A 21,512-nucleotide genomic window follows, 5' to 3' on the forward strand; every position below is an offset into this window, starting at 1 on the left:
TTCTGTCTGAACATTTTCGCCTAGCTTAACATACCTGCTGAAAAAAGTGTCTACCGCTGCCCTTGCGCGGCGCCGGGAAGCCGGGGCAGCCAGGCCGCGCCGCGCACGCCGCTGGCGTCGCCGAAACGGGCCGGTTTGATCTGCGTGCGGCAGGTGTCGGAGAAGATCCACGGCACGATGGCGGCAGGCAGATCGCGATAGATCTGGCTGACGTTGGACAGACCGCCGCCCAGCACAATCACCTGCGGGTCGAGAATATTGATCACCGACGCCAGGCTGCGGGCAAAGGCATCGATAAAGTGTCGCCAGTGGGCCAGCGCGCGCGGATCGCCGTTTTGCGCCGCGGCGACAATGGCTTCCGCACGGGCTTGTTCCCCATAGCGGCGGGCGAAGCCGGTACCGGAGAGAAAGCTTTCGATGCAGTTCGTTTTGCCGCAGTAGCAGGGCTGCGGCGGGCCATCGCGCTCAGGAGTATAGCCCGGCAGCGGATTATGCCCCCACTCCCCGGCGATAGCGTTGGGGCCGCTGAGCAGCTGTTGATGAACGGCGATCCCGCCGCCGCAGCCGGTACCGATAATCACCCCGAAGACGGTGGTAGCTCCGGCGCCGGCGCCATCCACCGCCTCCGAAAGAGTGAAGCAGTCGGCATCGTTTGCCATCCACACCGGCTGGCCAAGCTGCTGCATGATATCCCGGCGCAGATCGTGACCGTTGAGCACCAGGCAGTTGCAGTTTTTAATGCGTCCGCTTTGCGGATCGATAGCCCCGGGCAGGCCGATCCCCAGGGTGAACGGCTGCGGGCTGACCGCGCGAATATCGGCAATCAGGGTCAGCAGCTGACGCATAAAGGCGTCATAGCTCTCTTTGTGGGTCGGCCGGCGCAGGCGCTGGACGCATTCGCCCGCCGGGTCCAGCAGTACGGCTTCCATTTTGGTGCCGCCAATATCTATTCCAAGATGTAACATAGTGACCTCGGGGAATCAGGCCCGGCCAGCGCGTCTGGCCGGGCAAGGCGCTAGGCGTGAAGCGGCTGCGCGCGGTAAATCGCAATCAGTTCGGCAATCAGCTCTTTCGCCAGAATGGATGTCATCAGGTGATCCTGAGCATGGACCATTACCAGCGTCATTTTGGTTTTTCCCTCGCCTTCGTCAGCTTCGATAAGCTGGGTCTGTACAAGGTGAGCTTCGCGGGAATAGTGCGCCGCTTCCTGCATTTTGGCGTCGGCGGTGGCGAAATCACCCGCTTTAGCGGCGTGCAGCGCTTCGTAGCACAGGCTACGTGACTGGCCGGCATTGATGATGATCCCCATCACCTGTTCTTCTAATTCCATGATTATCCTCTGAATCGTTAGCGTTAAGCGGTTTGCGCCGCGTTGTCAGCCTGGCCGACGGCGTTTTCACGCTCCTGGGCCAGCAGCTGTTTTTCGTAAGCTTTGAGAAATGGCAGGTACATCACCATGGCGGTAGCCATACAAATGAGGCACAGGATCACCGGGCTAAAGCTCCAGTTCGCCGCCCACGAGGCGCCGATAGGCGCCGGCGTTGTCCACGGCGTCATCGACACTACTCGGCTGACCAGGTCCAGCTTCAGCGCGAAGTACGCCAGGGTCGCGTTGACCATCGGCACCAGCACGAACGGCAGGAAAAACAGCGGGTTCATGATGATCGGCGCGCCAAACAGAATCGGTTCGTTGATGTTAAATACGCCCGGCACGACCCCCATCCGGCCGATCGTCCGCAGATGCACGGCCTTGCTGCGCAGCAGCATCAGCGCCAGCGGCAGGGTGGAGCCGACGCCGCCGATCAGCAGATAGTGATCCCAGAAGCCCTGGACATAGATGTGCGGGATAGCGGTGCCTGCGGCCATGGCCGCCTGATTGACCGACAGGTTGGCCATCCAGAACGGGTTCATGATCCCGGTGACGATCAGCGCGCCGTGGATCCCGGCGAACCACAGCACCTGACAGACCAGCACCGACAGCAGGATCGCCGGCAGCGTATCGGAAGCCGCGACCAGCGGCTTCACCAGCGACATGATCGCTTCCGGAATGATCATCCCCAGCTGGGCTTCGATAAACAGGTTCAGCGGATGCAGCGTCAGAATGATCGCCAGCACCGGGATCAGGATTTCAAACGAGCGCGCCACCCCGGCAGGCACTTCCGGCGGCAGGCGAATGGTGATGTTATGCCGTTTGAGGAAGGCGTACAGCTCGGTGGAATAGATGGCCACCAGAATGGCGGTAAAGATCCCCTGACCGGAGAAGTAGGCAGTAGAGATCTGGCCATCTTTCAGCGGCGCGGCTACCAGCAGAAACGACATCAGCGACAGCATCCCGGCGGTCAGCGAGTCCAGATGATGGTGTTTGGCGAGGCTGGCGGCGATCCCGACGGCGATAAACAGGGTCATCACCCCCATGCTGAAGTTGAACGGCAGCATCAGCGCATCGCGATGATCGAGCGAAAATTGCAGCCAGGCGCGGGCAAACCCCCACGTCGTATCCGGAGAAAACGGCGGGAAGATAAACACCAGCAGGAACGAGCCGACGATCATAAAGGGCAGGGCAGTGATAAAGCCATCGCGGATCGAGGTGACATATTTTTGCTGGCCGATCGCGCCGGCCAGCGGCGTGATCTGCCGTTCGATCACGTCGATCAGTTTAGCGTACAGAGAGCTCATGATCTTTCCTTAGTTCTTGTTTTCGATAAGGGAAAGGGCGAAATCAAGGACCGCGGCGCCTTTTTGCATGCCGTAGTCCATCATATTGATGGGTTCGACGCGGATACCGTATTTATCCGCCTGTTTTTGCAGGTCCTGCTGCATGTATTTCACCTGCGGCCCCAGCAGCACCACCTGATAATGGCCAACCTGTTCGGCGAACTCCGCTACGCCATAGGCGTTGATCTCTACCGGCAGGCCCCGCTGTTCGGCTTCCGCAATCATTTTTTTCATCAGCAGGCTGGTGGACATGCCTGCCGAACAACACAACATAATTTTTTTCATAATTACCGCTCCTGATGAGGTTGGATGAGCGGACTATAGTCAAAATGGATGCATTACGGAAAGCGCTTTCCGTTTGTGGATTTATTAATTGTGACCATGATCACCTATGGCAGGCTTTCACTTTCCGGTGTTGTGGGCGATCATCCCGGCGAGACAACCATTCGCAAAGGTAGGAGTATGAACATTCAGTTAATGAATGTGGCCGTGGACATCATCGAGCAGCGGCTGGCGCCGCTGGCGAACGTTCTGACGCGCAACAACCACATTACGGCGATGCGCGATAGCTTTGCGCTGGCTATGCCCTTTGTGATTGTTGGCAGCCTGTTAGTTCCCATTTTGTTTCCGCCCGTTTCCATCGACGGCGCCTCGCGTTTCGGCCAGGTCTATTTGCTGCTGCGGCCTATCCTGCTGCCGACCTTTCAGCTAACCATTGGCCTGGTGGCGCTGATTGTCGCCTTCGGCGCCAGCGCCAGTCTCGCCAAGCAGTACCGTCTGCCGGAACGGCTCTGCGGTTTAACCGGGTGTCTGGCTTTTCTGCTGTTTATCGGCTTTCGCGAGACTGCGGTGAGCAATGTTTATCTCGGCGGTATGGGGATATTTACCGCCCTGATATCCAGCACCTATTCCATTGAGATAATTCGCTTTTTCTACAAAAAAGGCTGGTGCATTCGCTTGCCTGATGAAGTGCCGCTGATGACCCGCAATGGCTTTCAACTGCTGATCCCGCTGCTGGTGGTGATGCTGTCGATAAGCGTGATGAATGCCATACTGCTGCAGACCACCGGACGCATCGTACCGGAGTTGATCAGCGAAGCGGTGCGGCCGCTGGTGCTGGCGTCCGACACGCTGATGGCGGTACTTATCTCTTTATTTATCTGTAACTTACTCTGGTTTATCGGTATCCACGGCGCGCTGATCATCACCGGGATCATGAACCCCTTCTGGATGACCTATCTGTTTGAAAATCAGCAGGCGCTGGCGGCGGGTTCGCCAACGCTGCCGCATATTTATCTGCAGGGGTTCTGGGATTTTTACCTGCTGATCGGCGGTATTGGCTCCACTTTGCCGCTGGTGCTGATGGCGATGCGCAGCCGCTCGCGGCAGCTGAAAAGCGTGGCCAAGATTGGCCTGCTGCCGTCGCTGTTTAATATCAACGAGCCAATACTGTTTGGTTTTCCGGTGATCATGAACCCGGTTTTTTTACTGCCGTTTCTCTTTGTTCCGCTGATAAATGCCTGTATCGCATGGTATTTAACTCAGCTGGGTATCCTCGACCGCGCGGTGGCGATGCTGCCATGGTCGATGCCTTCCCCGCTGGGGGCAGCATGGTCGGCGAACGGCAGCTGGAAAAATTTGTGCATGAGCCTGTTCGCGATGTTTAACGCCTGGATGCTCTATCGCCCCTTCTTCAAAGTGTACGAACGTCAGCTCGCGGAAACCGAACGCTGATCCTCTCGCCGTCGGCGGCTTATCCCCCGGCGGCACCTGCTCATCTGCTCCTCCTTCCGCTCCACTGCCGGCGCCCGGCGGCATTCTTGTAATTTTATGTGATCAGTCTCACGAATATATTCGCCGCAGAGCTAATTTTGTGAACCAGATAGGCAATTATGGAAAGCGCTTTCCGTAAATGGATGTACATTTCCGTTTTTGATCCGTAAATTTCCCCTCCGTTATCGGTTCGTGTTAACAAACATAACGTGGGAAAAAAATAATGATAAAGCTGAAACACTCAATACCTCTGGCTCTCCTCTCGCTGGCAGGGGCCAGCAGCCCGGCCTGCGCCGATCCGAAGTATGATTTTGCGCTGCATGGCTATATCCGCTCCGGGATCCTGGCGAACTCCGATGGCAACCGCGCGGACTCCGTCGGCCTGATGCCAGACGGTAAGTGGCGACTGGGCAACGAAGAAGACACCAAGATCGAACTGATCCCCACCGTGACGCTGACGGCGGACAGCGGCGTGGTGGCGAAAGTGCAGGCCAACCTCACTCACCAGTCGAAATGCACCTCCGACTGGAACTGTCAGGATGACGATGGCCATGACGTACAGTTTCGTGAAGGGTTCGCCGAGTTGAGCAATCTGGATTTTGCGCCGGAGATGACCTTCTGGGCCGGTAAGCGCTATAGCAGCTCCAACACCTCCAGCCATCAGTTCGACTGGGAGTACATTCAGTACAACGGCACCGGCGGCGGCTTCGACAACATGGATCTCGGCTTCGCCCGCTTCGACGCCGGGGTGTACGCCTTTTCACCCACCGATGAAACCAAAGCCTACCCGGTAGATAAGGGAGATCAGGGCTACCCGGATGACTATTCCCTCAACCTGTGGCTGAAAAAGATCGCGGGGACAGGCTTCGATCTGGAGCTGATCGGCCACCACATGAACCGTAACGAAAACCATCCGACTTCCGCCGAGAAGGGCTATGGCGTGACCGGTATTTATAACTTTGACGGCTTCTATGGTCTGACCGGAGGATACTCCCGCCTCGCATTGCAGTACGGGAAAGGGCTGGCGGCGGGTGACTCGCTGGGTAAAAACGGCTGGGGCTGGGCCAACCTGGAAAACACCCAGTCCTGGCGAGTGGTGCTGGATAGCGTGGCCTCGATGGGCGACCTGGAGATCTCGACCTTCGCTTTCTGGCAGAAAGATAAAAACTACCGCTGGTGGACAGAAGATGAAAATGGCTGGGGACGCTCGATGTGGGTCGCTGGTATCCGCCCTTATCATCAGATCACCCGCAACTTTGCCATGCAGTACGAGCTGGGCTACGAATACCTGGATGACAAAAACTACAAAGGGGTAAACGGCAAAGGCAAAGGCGGCCTGACCAAAGTCACCGTTGCGCCAACCCTGACCTTTGACTCCGGTTTCTGGGCGCGTCCGCAGCTGCGCTTCTTCGTCACCTACGCGAAGTGGGATAAAGGTGTCTCCGATGCATTAGACGGTAACTACAACTGGGATACCAATACCATCACCGCCGGCGGGTATTCCCGCAGTGGCTCTACCGATACCGTTAACTTCGGCGTACAGGCCGAGGTCTGGTTCTAAGGAGAGAGAACGATGAAGCCGATGAAAAACCTGCTGCTGATGGGGCTGCTGTCCGCGCTGGGGGCCGGCGGGGCGCTGGCCGCCGAGCGCTCGCACTTTACGCACTTTATCACTCGCGACGGCGCCACCCTCAAGGACGGCGACAAGGTGTTTCGTTTCGCCGGGATCCACGCGCCGGAGCTGCACCGCATTGAAGACGACGCCCGCGGCCCCTGCAGGGCAGACCCGCGCGGCTGGGGACAATACTTTAAATGGCCAACGGCCCAGGAGCAACAAAACTGGATCCAGGCGATGGTGCAAACCGGGGCGAAAGCCCAGCGCGTCTACGTGCTGTCGGTGCAGCAGGAATTTGATAAGGCCTGCGGGCGCGAGACCCATATTCTGGCGCCGGAAACGGCGGACGGCATGCCGCGGCTAAATGAGAAAGCCATGCGGGTGTATGACAACATGATTGCCGAAGCGGATAAACAGGGATTGCGTCTGATCCTGCCGTTTATCGACCACTGGTGGTGGTGGGGCGGGCGCGAGCAGCTGGCGGCGTTCTATCATAAAAAAGCGGAAGACTTTTATCGGACCGATAGCAAGACCTTCAAAGCCTATCTGGATGTGATCCGCCAGGTTATCACCCGGACAAATACCGTCACCGGCCGCGCCTATTATGATGAAAAGGCGATCATGGCCTGGGAAACCGGTAACGAGCTGGAGGATACCAACGCCGATTTCCTGCATCAGACCGCGGCGTGGATTAAAAAGTGGGCCCCTCATCAGCTGGTTGTGGATGGCACCTATAAGAAAATTAATCCGTTTGCGTTGACCGACCCCAATGTGGATATCGTCAGCAATCACTATTACACCAATGCCGATAATAACCATCCCGGGCAGGTGACGCAGGATCTGCGCGCCGTCGGCGGACAAAAAGTCTATCTCGTCGGCGAGTTTGGCCTGCTGCCGGCGGATCAACTGAACGCCATTATGCAGTCGATTGTTCACAGCGAGGTCAACGGGGCGCAAGCCGCCGGCGGGCTTATCTGGGGCTTCCGCGGTCATCGTCACGACGGCGGCTTCTACTGGCATAAGGAGTCGACCGGGCACTATAGCTACCACCTGCCGGGGTTTGCCAAAGAAGGCGAAGCGAACCAGGAGCAGGCGGTGGTCGATCTGGTGCGCACCGCCGCGGCGCAGATGGCCGGGCAGCAGACGATGGCGCCGCTGCCGAAGCCGGAGGCGCCTTTGCTGCGCGAGACCACCTCGCCCTTCGCGATCAACTGGATGGGCGCTGCGGTGGGACGCAGCTACGATGTCGAACGTGCCGCCTCACCGACCGGGCCGTGGACGGTGGTGGGCCGGGATATCTCCGATGCTGTTAACGAATGGAATCCGGAAACCATGGTTCTGTTCCGCGACGATTATCGTCAGCTTCAGCTCGGGCATACGTATTACTACCGGGTGACGGCGAAAAACGAGAGCGGTCGTTCGGCCCCTTCCAATGTGATTAGCGTGCAGCATAGCGAGGAGAATCAGCCGCCGGTTGTCACGCTGGAACCGGCCCTAACCACCACGCAGGACCAGGGCGTCGAGCTTACGGCCAGCTGGCAGGACGATGGCCTGCCGTCGCGAGAGGTTAAGGTGGGCTGGCAGCACGCCGGCGATGGCCAGGTGCATTTCTGCCATGCCGATCGGGCTCAAACCCGGGCCTGGTTTACGGCGCCAGGCACCTATGCGCTGACGTTCACGGCGGACGATGGGCTGCTGAAAAGCAGCAAAACCGTGACCGTGACGGTAGGCGAGGCGGCGGGGAGAGCGCCAGCGGATTTCTGTCGTTATCACGGCGAAGTTTATGGCGTGGCTGAGGGGCGGCTGACGGTGATGAAGAGTGATAAAGACGCGCTGACAGTTGGTGAGGACGGCTTCCTCGGCCCATTTGCCAACGAGGGGGATAAGGTCAGCTGGCAGGTGCAGGCGCCGTGGAGCGGTCAGTTCCTGCTCAATGTAACCTTCAACGGCAAATGGGGCGGTAAGCAGAACTCATTTGTCGTCAACGGGGGCGCTCCGCAGACCGTGGCCTTCCCGCAGACGGATGAGCAGGGCCAGCAGCTGCGGATACCGGTGACGCTTAAAGCCGGGAGCAATCAGATTGACTTCGGCCGCTTCGCCGGCGACTGGGGCTATATGTTCATTAAATCGATCGAAGTGGTCGCTGAGTAGTACGTTCAGGCTGCGCCAGACGGGCGCAGCCTTTTTTCGAAGGAGAGGTTATGCAGCAGTATCAGTTTCCGCAAGGGTTCCTGTGGGGGGCGGCGGCGTCCGGCCCGCAAACGGAAGGGGTCACCAATAAGCGCCATCGTTCCATCTGGGACAGCTGGTTTGCCGAACAGCCGGAGCGATTTTATCAGCAGGTAGGACCGCAAACCGTGTGTGATACTTATCATCAGTATCCGCAGGACGTGGCGCTGATGAAACAGACCGGCTTCAACTCATTTCGTACCTCGATACAGTGGTCACGACTGATCGCTGATTTGGAAACCGGCGCGCCGGACCCGGACGCGGTGCGTTTTTATCACGCCTATCTGGATGAGATGATCGCCAACGGCATTGAGCCGATGATCAATCTCTACCACTTTGATATGCCGGAAGCGCTGCAGAAACAGTACGGCGGCTTTGAATCGGCGCACGTAGCCGAGCTGTTTGCCCGCTTTGCCCGCACCGCCTTTAGCCTGTTTGGCCATAAGGTTAAATACTGGATAACCTTCAACGAGCCGATTGTGCCGGTTGAGGGAGGCTACCTGTACGACTTCCACTATCCATGTAAGAAAGATGGCCGGCTGGCGGCGCAGGTGGCGTTTAACATTATGCTGGCGCACGCCAAAGCGGTAACGGCTTATCGTGAACTGGCGCTGGCGGGCGAGATCGGCGTGGTGCTCAACCTGACCCCGAGCTATACCCTCACCGACAGCGACGCGGATAAAAAAGCCGCCGGGTATGCCGACCTGTTTTTTAACCGCAGCTTCCTTGACCCGCTGGTAAAACATGAATTCCCCAAAGCGCTGTGCGAGATCCTTGCCGCCCACGACTGCCTGCCGACGACCAGCAAAGACGACGCGGCGTTGATCCTCAGCGCGGATATCGATTTTCTTGGGGTAAACTATTATGTGCCGCGGCGGGTAAAAGCGCGTGAGAGCGAATATGACCTCGATTATTTCACCCCGGAATACTATTTCGAAAACGCGGTGAACCCGCAGGGCCGCTTTAATCCTTATCGTGATAACAACGAGATCCTGCCGCAGGCGATCTATGACATTGCCGCCAATATTCGCGATAACTACGGCAATATTAAGTGGTATCTCGCGGAAATCGGCATCGCGATGGATCGAGAATCAGAGGGCGAGCCCGGGGCGGACGGGGTGATAGACGATACTTTCCGCATCCAGCTGATGGAGGAGCATCTGGTGCAGCTGCATCGGGCGATAGCCGACGGCGCGAACTGCTTTGGCGTGCACCAGTGGACGTTTATCGACAACTGGTCGTGGATCAATGCCTTCAAACGGCGCTACGGCTTCTGGCGACTGGATCTGGAGACCGGCGAGCGACAGATAAAACGCAATGCGCTGTGGTTTGCCGAACTGGCGACCAGCAACGGTTTTACCAGCGATAAATAGCGCGCTGCGCCAGCGCTCCCTCTCACCGGCGCGGAAAGGGGGAGCGCGCGAGGTTACACCAGTTCGTCTTTATTAATACCCAGCCGCTTCATGCGTGACAGGAGCGTGGTGCGCTTGAGCCCCAGCCGCTGGGCGGCGCCTTTCGGCCCGGCCACCACGCCGTTGCTCTCCTTCAGCACCCGGACGATCAGCTGATATTCATCCTCACCTTCCTCAGGCAGGACCGCCGGCGTCCGCGGGGCTTCCACGATATCCCGCTCCGGCAGGGAGAGCTGCAGTACGTTGCCGCGGGTGAGCAATACCGCCCGTTCGATAACGTTTTCCAGCTCGCGCACGTTGCCCGGCCACTCCATACGCGTCAGAGTGCGCAGGGTTTCCGCCGGAATGCTGTCGATATTGCGCCCCATGCGGCGGGCGATTTTAAAGGTAAACGCCTTCACCAGCAGCGGGATATCGTCGGGACGTTCGCGCAGCGGCGGCAGGTGGATCGGGAACACGTTGAGCCGGTAGTAGAGATCGCTGCGGAATTCCCTGTCGATAACCATCTGCTTGAGATCGCGGTTGGTGGCGGCGATCAATCGAACGTCGGTCTGAATCAGCTTGTTGCTCCCCAGACGTTCGAACTCCTGCTCCTGGAGGACGCGCAGCAGTTTGGGCTGCAGTTCCAGCGGCATATCGCCCACTTCATCGAGGAACAGGGAGCTTTTGTCCGCCAGTTCGAAGCGGCCGATACGCTGGGCGCTGGCCCCGGTGAACGCGCCGCGTTCGTGGCCGAACAGATCGCTCTCCAGCAGCCCGGCGGGCATAGCCGCGCAGTTCATCTTCACCATCCGCCGACCGTTGCGTCCGCTGAGGTTGTGGATAGCGCGGGCGATAAGCTCTTTGCCGGTGCCGGTTTCGCCGAGGATCAGCACGGTGCTGTCGCTGTGCGCCACCATCTCTACCTGCTTGAGCACATTGTTCATCGCCTCGCTGCGGCCGATGATCTCGCCGAATTCGCTCTCGACATTATTGAGCTGCTCGGTGAGCGCGAGGTTCTCATCCACCAGCCGCTCTTTCAGGCGCTGAATTTCGCGGTAGGCGAGGGCGTTATCGATAGCGATCGACACCCGCTCGGCGATCTGCCGCAGCAGCTTGAGATTGGTGGTGGTGAAAACCTGTTCGTCGCACTGCGCCAGCTTAAGCACCCCGAGCAGGGTATTGCCGGACATCAGCGGCAGCAGGCACAGGGTCTGGATCTTATTGCTCCACATCTCGAAGAGCATTTTCTCATACGGCGCGAGAGTGTCATGTTCGTGCAGATTAAGCAGCAGCATCTCTTTGCTTTTGAACACGCGCTCGGTGAGGGTGCCGGCTTCATCCACCTCGCTCTGGTCGTGAACCGGGTGGCTGGCGTCAAGATAATGCGTGGAATAGATGTTGAGCTTCCCCTTGCGGTCGCTGCGCAGCACCACGCTGATGGCGTCGATCCGGAAGTAGCGATGGATCTCTTTCGCCACCTCGCTGACCAGCTCGTCGATATCCAGTCGCGAGAGCACCGCGTTGGTGATCGCCACCAGGATGCGAAAGTTGTCGCGCTCGTGGCACAGCAGATCGTAGTCGACGTTATTGCTGACCCGGTTCTGAATCTGTTCGGTGACGACGGCGACGATCTGCGCGAAGGTATGCAGCCGCTGGAACTCTTTCTCGCTCCACGGCCGGTTGTCACGGCGGAGGAATTCGCAGCCGCCGAAGATCCGCCCGTCCGCCGCCAGCGGCAGCAGCGAGTAGTAACCGAACGGACGATAGAGTCCGCTGCGGATAAGCTGCGGCCAGGTGTCGGCAAAGGTTTCATGATCGCAATGCAGGGCATCCGGCCGGGAGAGTAAGCGACGCACCGGACCGTGGGCCAGGACGGTTTCATCCTCGTAGCTTACCGGATGGCCGGCCTCATCGCAGGCGTACCTGGCCGCGCGGTGATTACCCGCGTTCCACAGGATGATGGCCGCCTCATCGGCCAGCGCGGACTGTTGCACCAGACGGGTCAGGGTTTCGCTTAGCGCGGCCAGATCGGGCTGCTGTAATAAAAGCCGGGTGATATCGAACAGCCCCTGCTGGCCGAGATCGCTCATCGGTGTATACGACATTGCTTACGTCCAAAACGCGCCGACAACGCGGCGCATAAGAAAATGATGGTACAAATAATAGTATGTTAATAAAGCGGTTATTGCCGCTTTAACCCATCCATGGGCGCCCGCTGGTTTGGGCAAAATAATTACGCTGGCTTTTTCCCGGCTCGCGCTGCGCTTAGCCGGGCTACATGTGCGCGCAGTTTTGTAGCCCGGAAAAGGCGCCAGCCGCTATCCGGGACCCGACGCCGTCGTTAACAAATTCTCGGCAGCGGTTCGGCGTGGGGAAGATCGAGCGTCCGCTTCACGCCGTACAGCCCAACGGAACGTACGCCCGGGCGGACGACCACTTCGCCGATTATCGCCGCATCGCGTCCTAACGCGTGAGACCGCAAATGCGCCAGCACGTTTTCCGCCTCGTCGCGGGCGACGGCGAGCACCAGCTTGCCTTCATTGGCGAAGTTCAGGGCGTCCAGACCAAGCAGCTCGCAGACGCCGCGCACCGTGTCGTTGACCGGCAGCGTTGCCTCCTGCAGTTCGATGCCGCAGCCGCTGGCGGCGGCGAACTCATGGGCGACCGCGTTAACCCCGCCGCGGGTGGCGTCGCGCAGGGCTTTCACTCCGCTCAGCGGGCGCAGGGTCTGGATAAGCGGCGTCAGCACCGCGCAGTCGCTGGACAGCGCGCCGTCCAGCCCCATCTGCTCGCGCAGGTTAAGGATGGTGGCGCCATGATCCCCCAGCGTGCCGCTGACCAGCAGCACATCACCGGCGCTAATCTGCTGCGTCCCCCAGCGAATGTCCGCCGGGATGGCGCCGATGCCGGCGGTGTTAATAAACAGCTTATCCGCCGCGCCGCGCGGCACCACTTTAGTGTCGCCGGTGACGATGGCGATCCCTGCCGCCCGGGCGGTGTCGGCCATGCTGGCGACCACCGCTTCCAGGGTGGCCATCTCCAGCCCCTCTTCGAGAATAAAGCCGCAGGAAAGATAGCGCGGGATGGCGCCGCTGACCGCCACATCGTTGGCGGTACCGCAGACAGCAAGCTTGCCGATATTGCCGCCGGGAAAGAACAGCGGGTCAATCACGTAGCTGTCGGTGGAGAAGGCGAGGCGGTCCCCCTGGGCGGCGAGCGCCGCCAGATCGAGGCGCGCCTGATCCTCCTGCTCCGCCAGCCAGGGGTTGGCGAAGGCCTGCATAAACAGGTCGCCGATCAGCTGCTGCATTGCCTGTCCCCCGCTACCGTGGGCTAACTGGACGCTTTTCATACTTCATTTTCCTGACTGCGATATTGATACCAGGCGGCGCAGGCCCCTTCAGAGGAGACCATTAGCGCGCCAAAGGCGCTTTGCGGATTGCAGGTGCTGGCGAAGAGCGGGCACTGGTGCGGTTTACAGCGGCCGGTCAGCACCTCGCCGCAGCGGGCGCGCGGGTCGTCGCACACGCGCTGCGGCGCCGGGCGAAAATGCGCCTCGGCATCGAAGCGCTGATAGGCTGGCGTAAGCTGCACGCCGGAGTCGCTGATGACCCCCAGGCCGCGCCATTCGCTGTCGCCATCCAGGCGGAAGACGTCGGCCATCGCCGCCTGCGCCAGCGGGTTGCCGGCATCCGGCACCACGCGACGGTACTGATTTTCCACATCGCTGCGCTGCGCTATTGTCTGCTCAACCAGCATCACCGCGCCTTGCAGTAGATCAAGCGGTTCGAAACCGGCGACCACTAAAGGACGGTGATAGTCGCTGGCGATAAAGCCGTAGGCCTCGGTGCCGATCACCATACTGACGTGGCCCGGGGCGAGAAAGGCGTCGATTCCGTTCTCCGGCTGGTCCAGCAGGCTGCGCAGGGTCGGCAGCAGGGTGATGTGCTGGCAGAAAAAGTAGAAGTTATCGACGTTGCGCTCTCGCGCCTGACGCAGGGTCAGGGCGGTAGCGGGCATGGTGGTTTCGAAACCAAGACCAAAAAAGACCACCTCGCGCTGCGGATTTTGCTGCGCCAGCCGCAGAGCGTCCATCGGCGAGTAAACGATGCGGACATCGGCGCCGCGGGCTTTCGCCTGCAGAAGCGAGCCGTTTTTACCCGGCACGCGCATGGCGTCGCCGAAGGTGCAGAAGATCACTCCCGGGCGGCTGGCAATCTCAATGCAGGCGTCGATGCGCCCCATCGGCAGGACGCACACCGGGCAGCCGGGACCATGAATAAATTCGATGTTCTCCGGCAACAGCTGGTCGAGCCCGAATTTAAAAATGGCATGGGTATGGCCGCCGCAGACCTCCATGATGCGCAGCGGTCGCGCGGCGGTGTGCGGCAGCAGACGCGCACGCTGCTGAAGATGGGCCACCAGCTGCATCACCTGTTCGGGGGCGCGGTATTCATCTACGTAACGCATTATCGCTCCTCGCCGTACAGCAGCGCGCCGACGTCCGGCTCCACGTCAAACATATTTTGCAGCGCCTCGAGGGTGTCGCGGGCTTCGGCTTCATTAATGACGCTCATGGCGAAGCCGACGTGCACCAGCACCCACTGGCCGAGCCGCGGCTGGCCCTGCTCATCAACGGCGCCGACCAGCGTCAGGTCGACGTCGCGCTGAATACCGCAAACTTCCACCTTCGCCAGCACGCCGTCGATGGCGCAAATTTGTCCCGGAATGCCTATGCACATCGCTGCGTCTCCAGCCAGGTGAGCCACTGCTCCATGCCTTCGCCGCTGGTGGCGGAGACAAGAATAATTTCAATATGCGGATTGACCTCGCGGGCGCAGGCCAGGCACCGCTCAACGTCGAAATTGAGATACGGCAGCAGGTCGACTTTGTTGAGCAGCATCAGGCTGGCGGCGGCGAACATATGCGGATACTTCAGCGGTTTGTCTTCGCCTTCGGTGACCGACAGCACCGCCACCTTATGGCGCTCGCCGAGATCAAAGCTGGCCGGGCAGACCAGGTTGCCGACGTTTTCGATAAACAGAATGCCGCGGTCAGCCAGCGGCAGGCGCGGGGAGGCATCGGCGATCATCTGGGCGTCGAGATGGCAGCCTTTCCCGGTATTGACCTGAATCGCCGGGGTGCCGGTGGCGCGAATGCGGGCGGCGTCATTGACCGTTTGCTGATCGCCTTCAATCACCGCGCAGTCGGCGCGTCCTTTCATCCGGGTGAGGGTTTCGGTGAGCAGGGTGGTTTTGCCGGAGCCGGGGCTGGAAACCAGATTCAGCACCAGCTGCTGTTTTGCTGTGAAGCGTGCGCGGTTGCGTGCCGCCAGGCGGTTGTTTTTATCCAGCACGTCGATCTCCACTTCCAGCATCCGCCGCTGGCTCTGCCCCGGGGCGTGGGTACCCGCTTCGCCGTGGCCGTAATGCAGGTCGCCCTCTGGCGTGTGGGTGGGGGCGAAGTGGTCGATTTTGACACCGGTGATGGTCATCGTCTGGCGTGGGGCGGGCGCGAAGGGGGCGCTGCGGAACGCGGAATGCGGGTTTCGTTCGTCTCCTTCAATATAGAGGTTGCCTTCGCCACAGCCGCATGTTGTACACATAATTTACTCCAATTCTAAACGCTGAATCTGTAAGCCATCATCCGCCACGATCTGCAGCTGGTCGTTATTGCAGTGCGGGCAGCGGCGAACGTGCTGCGAGACAAGATGGACGTACTGCTGACAGCGATCGCACCAGCATTCAGCCTGTTGTTCGGCGATATGCAGTTCGCACCCCTCCGCCAGCGTGCCGCGGCAGACCAGCTCAAAGCAGAAGGTCAGGGCGCTGGCTTCCACGCAGGAAAATGCGCCGACCTTGAGCCACACGCCGGTAACCCGCCGCGCGCCGGCCTGCTGCGCCTGTTGTTCAATAATTTCCAGCGCCCGCTGGCTGAGGGTGATTTCGTGCATAGTCGCCTCCGTATCGCGATGCGCCTTCTATGCAATAACGATGCCAGAATGAAATCGTCGTGGCAGTCAATGTCGATGTCGACGCCCCGGGGCTGTCATCGACATGTCGTATCGGCAGAGGTCGATATAAAAACATAGTTAAATCAATTAAATAAAATCTGGCATGAAAAATGCTTAGAGGGTGCATCTCATGCTACGGAGAAACCGATATGACTATTTGGGAAATAAGTGAAAAGGCGGATTACATCGCCGACCGTCACCGGCAGCAGCAGGAGCAGTGGCACATCTACTGTAACTCGCTGGTTCAGGGGATCACCTTGTCGAAGGCCCGCCTGCATCACGCGATGAGCTGCGCGCCGGATAAAGAGCTGTGCTTCGTGCTGTTCGGCCATTTTCAGGTGTTCGTCGCCCTCGCGGAAGGCTTCAACAGCCACACCATCGAGTACTACGTCGAAAACAAAAACGGCGGTGATAAGTATCTGATTGCTCAGGCCACCCTCGCAATGGATGGCACGGTGGACGGCCGCATCAGCAACCGCTCCCGCGACCAGGTGCTGGAGCACTATCTGGCGATTATCGCCACCGTCTATGACCGTCTGTATGACGCCATGGAACAAGACCAACCGGTGGATTTAAGCCATCTGGCGCTGACCCACTGATCGTAAGGTGTCGACACGTGTCGAAAATGACACCTGCGCAACCTTATTTCGTCAAAAATGACTTTCACCCGAGGATGACCCGGTGAACCGTTTTGTAATTGCTGACTCCACTGTCTGTATCGGCTGCCGCACCTGCGAAGCCGCCTGCTCTGAGACGCATCGCCAGCACGGCCTGCAGGCTATGCCGCGGCTGCAGGTGATGCGTAATGAAAAAGAATCGGCACCGCAGATGTGCCACCACTGTGAAGATGCTCCCTGCGCCACCGTCTGCCCGGTTAACGCCATCCAGCGCGTCGATGGCGCGGTCCAGCTCAACGAGAGCCTGTGCGTAAGCTGCAAACTGTGCGGCATTGCCTGCCCGTTCGGCGCCATTGAATTTTCCGGCAGCCGCCCGCTGGATATCCCGGCGAATGCCAATACCCGGCTGGCGCCCCCCGCGCCGCCGGCGCCGGCGCGCGTCAGCTCGCTGCTCGACTGGGTACCGGGCGTGCGCGCTATTGCCGTGAAATGCGACCTCTGCCACTTCGATGACCAGGGCCCGGCCTGCGTGCGGACCTGTCCGACCAACGCGCTGATGCTGGTGGATAGCCGTGATATCGCCCAGGCCAGCAAGCGTAAACGCCAGCTGACCTTTAATACCGACCTTGGCGACTTGTCGCTGTTCCAGGCGCAACAGGGGGAGAGGGAATGAGTGTAATTGGATTAGTGAATCAGGCGGTGGCGTGGTATGCCGCCAGCGCCGTACTGGCCTTTCTGTTTGCCATGCGCAAACCGCTCAGCGGCGCCATTGCCGGGATCGGCGGCGCGGTGGCCAGCGCCATGCTGGTGGTCGCCGGCGGCGCCGCGCTGCTGATGCCGGAGCGGATCCACGGCGGCATGCTGCAGTTTCTCCACCTGACGATACGGGTGGGGGGCGTCAACGCGCTGTGGCTGCTGGCCATCGGCCTGTCGGCGCTGCCGGTGTCATTGTTCAATATTAGCTGGCATCGCCACCCGCAGGTGAAGGCCAACGGCCCGCTGGTCAACCTGCTGCTGGCCGCCGCGACCTGCGCGGTGGTGGTGACCAATATCGGTTCACTGGTGGTGATGGCGGAGATCATGGCGCTCTGCGCGGCGTTTCTCACCGGCTGCGCCGCCTCCGGTAAGCTGTGGTTTGCGCTGGGGCGTCTCGGTACTTTGCTGATGGCCTGGACCTGCTGGCTGGTGTGCTCAACCTACGGCACCCTCGAGCTGGCGCAGATCAACCTTCAGGCGGCGGATATGATGCAGAACCCGCTGCTCTGGCTGCCGGGTCTGGTGGGGTTCGCCCTGCTGGCCGGGGCGATCCCGCTGCACGGCTGGGCGCCGCAGGCCCACGCCGGGGCCAGCGCGCCGGCCGCCGCGCTGTTTTCCACGGTAGTGATGAAAGTCGGTCTGTACGGCATGCTGACCGTTTCGCTGGCCGGCGGCGTGCCGCCGCTGTGGTGGGGCGTGATGCTGCTGGCGCTGGGGATGATCACCGCCTTTATCGGCGGACTGTATGCGCTGATGGAGCATAACATTCAGCGCCTGCTGGCCTATCACACCCTGGAGAATATCGGCATTATCCTGCTGGGGCTGGGCGCCTTCGTCACCGGCGTGGCGACCCGCAACAGCACGCTGATGGTGCTGGGCTTTATCGGCGGCATGTATCACCTGATTAACCACAGCCTGTTCAAAACCACGCTGTTCCTCGGTGCCGGAGCGGTGTGGTTCCGCACCGGCCATCGCGATATCGAGAAGCTGGGCGGCATCGGTAAAAAAATGCCGCTGATCTCCCTCGCCATGCTGGTGGGGCTGATGGCAATGGCGGCCCTGCCGCCGCTGAACGGCTTCGCCGGCGAATGGGTTATCTATCAATCCTTCTTCAAAATGAGCACTGGCGACCTGTTTATTGGCCGTTTGCTGGGGCCGCTACTGGCCGTTGGCCTGGCGATCACTGGCGCACTGGCGGTGATGTGTATGGCGAAAGTCTATGGCGTGACCTTCCTCGGCGCGCCGCGGACGAAAGAGGCGGAAAACGCCACCTGCGCCCCCTGGCTGATGACCCTGAGCGTGGTGCTGGCGGCGGTTTTCTGCCTCGTTGGCGGCATCGCCGCGCCGTGGCTGCTGCCGCTGGTGAGCGGCGCCTTCCCGGTGCAGGCTCAGGTATCGAGCGTGGTGTCGCAGCCGATGATCGCGCTGCTGCTTATCGCCTGCCCGCTGCTGCCGTTCCTGCTGATGCTCTTCTTTAAAGGCGATCGCCTGGCGGCGCGCTCGCGCGGCGCGGCGTGGGTCTGCGGTTACGACCACGAGCAGTCGATGGTGGTAACGGCCCACGGCTTTGCCATGCCGGTGAAAGAGGCCTTTGCGCCGTTGCTGAAGCTGCGTCACTGGCTGAACCCGGTGCGTCTGGTGCCGGGCTGGCAATCGGCCTCGGTGCCGGCGCTGCTGCGCGGGATCGCGCTGGTTGAGCTGGCGGTGCTGGTGGTGATTGTCATTTCGCGAGGAGCCTGAGAATGAGTCTGTTAATTGCATTGCTACAGGCGCTGGTGCTGTTTGCCGTCGCGCCGCTGTTGTCCGGGATCGTTCGCGTCGCCCGCGCGCGGCTGCATAACCGCCGTGGACCGGGGGTACTGCAGGAGTATCGCGATATCCTGAAACTGCTGGGCCGCCAGAGCGTCGGTCCTGACGCCTCGGGCTGGGTGTTTCGCCTGACGCCGTACGTCATGGTGGGCGTGATGCTGACCATCGCCACCGCGCTGCCGGTGGTGACGGTAGACTCCCCGCTGCCGGTGCTGGGGGATCTCATCACCCTGATCTACCTGTTCGCCATCGCCCGTTTCTTCTTTGCCATTTCCGGTCTGGACACCGGCAGCCCGTTTACCGCGCTGGGCAGCAGTCGCGAAGCGATGCTCGGCGTGCTGGTGGAGCCGATCCTGCTGTTGGGCCTGTGGGTGGCGGCGCAGGTCGCCGGCTCGACCCATATCAGCGCCATCACCGATACCCTTTACCACTGGCCGGCGGCGCGCAGCATTCCACTGATTCTGGCGTTATGCGCCTGCGCCTTCGCCACCTTTATCGAGATGGGCAAACTGCCGTTCGATCTGGCGGAAGCGGAGCAGGAGCTGCAGGAAGGGCCGCTGTCGGAATACAGCGGCAGCGGCTTTGGCATCCTGAAGTGGGGCATCAGCCTCAAACAGCTGGTGGTGCTGCAGATGTTTGTCGGGGTCTTCTTTCCGTGGGGCCAGATGACCAGCTTCAGCGTCGGCGGCCTGCTGCTGGCGCTGGTGGTTGCCATCGTTAAGCTGGTGGTTGGGGTGCTAATTATCGCGCTGTTTGAAAACAGCATGGCGCGTCTGCGTTTTTGTGCCACCTCCCGCGTCACCTGGGCCGGGTTTGGTTTCGCCTTTTTAGCTTTCGTCTCCTTGCTGGTGGCGTGATTAAGAGAGTTTGAGCATGTCTGAAGAAAAAATCGGTCAACACTACCTTGCGGCGCTGCACCAGGCCTTTCCCGGCGTGGTGCTGGACGAAGCCTGGCAGACCAAAGACCAGTTAACCATCACCGTGAAGGTCAACTACCTGCCGGAAGTGGTGGAGTTTCTCTACTACCAGCAGGGCGGCTGGCTGTCGGTGCTGTTCGGCAACGATGAACGTAAGCTCAACGGCCACTACGCGGTCTATTACGTGCTGTCGATGGAGCAGGGCACCAAATGCTGGATCACCGTGCGCGTGGAAGTGGACGCCAACAAACCGGAATACCCGTCGGTGACGCCGCGCGTCCCGGCGGCGGTATGGGGCGAGCGCGAAGTGCGCGATATGTACGGCCTGGTGCCGGTCGGCCTGCCGGACGAACGCCGGCTGGTGCTGCCGGACGACTGGCCGGACGAACTCTATCCGCTGCGCAAAGACAGCATGGATTATCGCCAGCGTCCGGCGCCGACCACCGACGCCGAAACCTACGAGTTTATTAACGAGCTCGGCAGCAAGAAAAACAACGTGGTGCCGATCGGCCCGCTGCACGTCACCTCTGATGAACCTGGCCACTTCCGCCTGTTCGTTGACGGCGAGAACATTATCGACGCCGACTACCGCCTGTTCTACGTCCATCGCGGGATGGAAAAGCTGGCGGAAACCCGCATGGGTTATAACGAAGTGACCTTCCTGTCGGACCGGGTGTGCGGCATCTGCGGCTTTGCCCACAGCACCGCTTACACCACCTCGGTGGAGAACGCGATGGGCATCGTGGTGCCGGAGCGGGCGCAGATGATCCGCGCCATTCTGCTGGAGGTGGAACGCCTGCACTCGCACCTGCTGAACCTCGGTCTGGCCTGCCACTTTACCGGCTTTGACTCCGGCTTTATGCAGTTCTTCCGCGTGCGCGAAACCTCGATGAAGATGGCAGAGATCCTTACCGGCGCGCGTAAAACCTACGGTCTGAACCTGATTGGCGGGATCCGCCGCGACCTGCTGAAAGAGGACATGATCCAGACCCGTCAGCTGGCGCAGCAGATGCGTCGCGACGTGCAGGAGCTGGTGGATATGCTGCTCAGCACGCCGAATATGGAACAGCGTACCGTCGGTATTGGCCGTCTGGACCCGGAAATCGCCCGCGACTTCAGCAACGTAGGCCCGATGGTGCGCGCCAGCGGCCACGCCCGCGACACCCGCGCCGACCACCCGTTTGTCGGTTACGGCCTGCTGCCGATGGAAGTCCACAGCGAGCAGGGCTGCGACGTGATATCTCGCCTCAAGGTGCGGATCAACGAGGTTTACACCGCGCTGAATATGATTGATTTCGGTCTCGATAACCTGCCGGGCGGCCCGCTGATGGTGGAGGGGTTCACCTATATTCCGCACCGCTTCGCGCTGGGCTTCTCCGAGGCGCCGCGCGGCGACGATATCCACTGGAGCATGACCGGCGACAACCAGAAACTGTACCGCTGGCGCTGCCGGGCGGCGACTTACGCCAACTGGCCGACCCTGCGCTATATGCTGCGCGGCAACACCGTTTCCGATGCGCCGCTGATCATCGGCAGCCTCGACCCGTGCTACTCCTGTACTGACCGCATGACCGTGGTCGATGTACGCAAGAAGAAGAGCAAAGTGGTGCCATACAAAGAGCTGGAGCGCTACAGCATCGAGCGTAAAAACTCGCCGCTGAAATAAGGAATCGC

At 60.3% G+C, this 21,512-nt stretch carries 19 protein-coding genes; 9 read left to right on the top strand and 10 right to left on the bottom strand.

From position 1 onward, the window contains the following. Nucleotides 1–50: 50 nt before the first annotated feature. Genes DR88_RS07825 through DR88_RS07810 form a run of 4 tightly spaced genes read right to left on the bottom strand, consistent with a single transcriptional unit; the run spans nucleotide 51 to nucleotide 3,000 of the window. Nucleotides 51–965, bottom strand: coding sequence for an ROK family protein (locus DR88_RS07825; protein ID WP_004149504.1), 915 nt, complete (start codon nucleotides 963–965; stop codon nucleotides 51–53). Between the two features lie 50 nt (nucleotides 966–1,015). Further along, the gene (locus DR88_RS07820) at nucleotides 1,016–1,330 is read right to left on the bottom strand and encodes a PTS lactose/cellobiose transporter subunit IIA (protein WP_002914983.1); all 315 of its coding nucleotides are present in this window, start codon (nucleotides 1,328–1,330) and stop codon (nucleotides 1,016–1,018) included. Nucleotides 1,331–1,353: 23 nt separating this feature from the next. Continuing rightward, nucleotides 1,354–2,676, bottom strand: a complete 1,323-nt coding sequence (locus DR88_RS07815; RefSeq protein ID WP_004145789.1) for a PTS cellobiose transporter subunit IIC — start codon at nucleotides 2,674–2,676, stop codon at nucleotides 1,354–1,356. Nucleotides 2,677–2,685: 9 nt separating this feature from the next. After that, on the bottom strand, nucleotides 2,686–3,000 hold the full coding sequence (locus DR88_RS07810) for a PTS sugar transporter subunit IIB (RefSeq protein WP_002914979.1): 315 nt from the start codon (nucleotides 2,998–3,000) through the stop codon (nucleotides 2,686–2,688). 177 nt (nucleotides 3,001–3,177) lie between these two features. Here DR88_RS07810 and DR88_RS07805 point away from each other — a divergent pair, with 177 nt between their 5' ends. The 4 genes from DR88_RS07805 (at nucleotide 3,178) to DR88_RS07790 (ending at nucleotide 9,705) form a co-directional block, all read left to right on the top strand. Further along, nucleotides 3,178–4,449, top strand: a complete 1,272-nt coding sequence (locus DR88_RS07805; RefSeq protein WP_004151052.1) for a PTS sugar transporter subunit IIC — start codon at nucleotides 3,178–3,180, stop codon at nucleotides 4,447–4,449. 262 nt (nucleotides 4,450–4,711) lie between these two features. Next, the gene (locus DR88_RS07800; RefSeq protein WP_002914972.1) at nucleotides 4,712–6,049 is read left to right on the top strand and encodes a maltoporin; all 1,338 of its coding nucleotides are present in this window, start codon (nucleotides 4,712–4,714) and stop codon (nucleotides 6,047–6,049) included. A gap of 12 nt (nucleotides 6,050–6,061) precedes the next feature. Next, the gene (locus DR88_RS07795; RefSeq protein ID WP_004149497.1) at nucleotides 6,062–8,254 is read left to right on the top strand and encodes a CBM35 domain-containing protein; all 2,193 of its coding nucleotides are present in this window, start codon (nucleotides 6,062–6,064) and stop codon (nucleotides 8,252–8,254) included. Nucleotides 8,255–8,304: 50 nt separating this feature from the next. Beyond that, nucleotides 8,305–9,705, top strand: coding sequence for a glycoside hydrolase family 1 protein (locus DR88_RS07790; RefSeq protein WP_004149496.1), 1,401 nt, complete (start codon nucleotides 8,305–8,307; stop codon nucleotides 9,703–9,705). 53 nt (nucleotides 9,706–9,758) lie between these two features. Here the strand turns inward: DR88_RS07790 and flhA are convergent, their stop codons facing one another. The 6 genes from flhA to hypA form a co-directional block, all read right to left on the bottom strand. Continuing rightward, the gene (flhA, locus tag DR88_RS07785) at nucleotides 9,759–11,831 is read right to left on the bottom strand and encodes a formate hydrogenlyase transcriptional activator FlhA (protein ID WP_004149494.1); all 2,073 of its coding nucleotides are present in this window, start codon (nucleotides 11,829–11,831) and stop codon (nucleotides 9,759–9,761) included. Between the two features lie 236 nt (nucleotides 11,832–12,067). Beyond that, on the bottom strand, nucleotides 12,068–13,078 hold the full coding sequence (hypE, locus tag DR88_RS07780; RefSeq protein ID WP_004149493.1) for a hydrogenase expression/formation protein HypE: 1,011 nt from the start codon (nucleotides 13,076–13,078) through the stop codon (nucleotides 12,068–12,070). Then, nucleotides 13,075–14,196 (bottom strand): hydrogenase formation protein HypD, encoded by a 1,122-nt coding sequence (gene hypD / locus DR88_RS07775; RefSeq protein ID WP_004145781.1) that lies wholly within the window; start codon nucleotides 14,194–14,196, stop codon nucleotides 13,075–13,077. The genes hypE and hypD overlap by 4 nt, the downstream gene beginning before the upstream one ends. Next, nucleotides 14,196–14,468: a HypC/HybG/HupF family hydrogenase formation chaperone gene (locus tag DR88_RS07770; RefSeq protein ID WP_002914934.1), complete on the bottom strand. Its 273-nt coding sequence runs from the start codon at nucleotides 14,466–14,468 to the stop codon at nucleotides 14,196–14,198. The genes hypD and DR88_RS07770 overlap by 1 nt, the downstream gene beginning before the upstream one ends. Next, nucleotides 14,459–15,331 carry a hydrogenase nickel incorporation protein HypB gene (hypB, locus tag DR88_RS07765; RefSeq protein WP_032443958.1) on the bottom strand — a complete coding sequence of 291 codons (873 nt, stop codon included), beginning with the start codon at nucleotides 15,329–15,331 and terminating at the stop codon, nucleotides 14,459–14,461. The genes DR88_RS07770 and hypB overlap by 10 nt, the downstream gene beginning before the upstream one ends. 3 nt (nucleotides 15,332–15,334) lie before the next feature. Beyond that, entirely contained in the window at nucleotides 15,335–15,679 is a 345-nt protein-coding gene (gene hypA / locus DR88_RS07760) for a hydrogenase maturation nickel metallochaperone HypA (protein WP_002914928.1), read from the bottom strand. Between the two features lie 209 nt (nucleotides 15,680–15,888). On the opposite strand from hypA, the gene hycA reads away from it, so the two are divergent. From hycA to hycE, 5 genes are all read left to right on the top strand, one after another. Then, nucleotides 15,889–16,338, top strand: a complete 450-nt coding sequence (gene hycA / locus DR88_RS07755; RefSeq protein WP_002914925.1) for a formate hydrogenlyase regulator HycA — start codon at nucleotides 15,889–15,891, stop codon at nucleotides 16,336–16,338. 82 nt (nucleotides 16,339–16,420) lie between these two features. Further along, a complete protein-coding gene (locus DR88_RS07750; protein ID WP_004151047.1) occupies nucleotides 16,421–17,029 on the top strand; it encodes a 4Fe-4S dicluster domain-containing protein in 609 nt (202 codons plus the stop codon). Beyond that, entirely contained in the window at nucleotides 17,026–18,852 is a 1,827-nt protein-coding gene (hycC, locus tag DR88_RS07745) for a formate hydrogenlyase subunit 3 (RefSeq protein WP_004149488.1), read from the top strand. The genes DR88_RS07750 and hycC overlap by 4 nt, the downstream gene beginning before the upstream one ends. 2 nt (nucleotides 18,853–18,854) lie before the next feature. Beyond that, nucleotides 18,855–19,778, top strand: coding sequence for a respiratory chain complex I subunit 1 family protein (locus DR88_RS07740; protein WP_004149485.1), 924 nt, complete (start codon nucleotides 18,855–18,857; stop codon nucleotides 19,776–19,778). A 16-nt stretch (nucleotides 19,779–19,794) separates the two neighbouring features. After that, nucleotides 19,795–21,504: a formate hydrogenlyase subunit HycE gene (hycE, locus tag DR88_RS07735; protein WP_004151044.1), complete on the top strand. Its 1,710-nt coding sequence runs from the start codon at nucleotides 19,795–19,797 to the stop codon at nucleotides 21,502–21,504. Nucleotides 21,505–21,512: the final 8 nt, after the last annotated feature.

Source organism: Klebsiella pneumoniae (genome assembly GCF_000742135.1).
Classification (GTDB): Bacteria; Pseudomonadota; Gammaproteobacteria; order Enterobacterales; family Enterobacteriaceae; genus Klebsiella; species Klebsiella pneumoniae.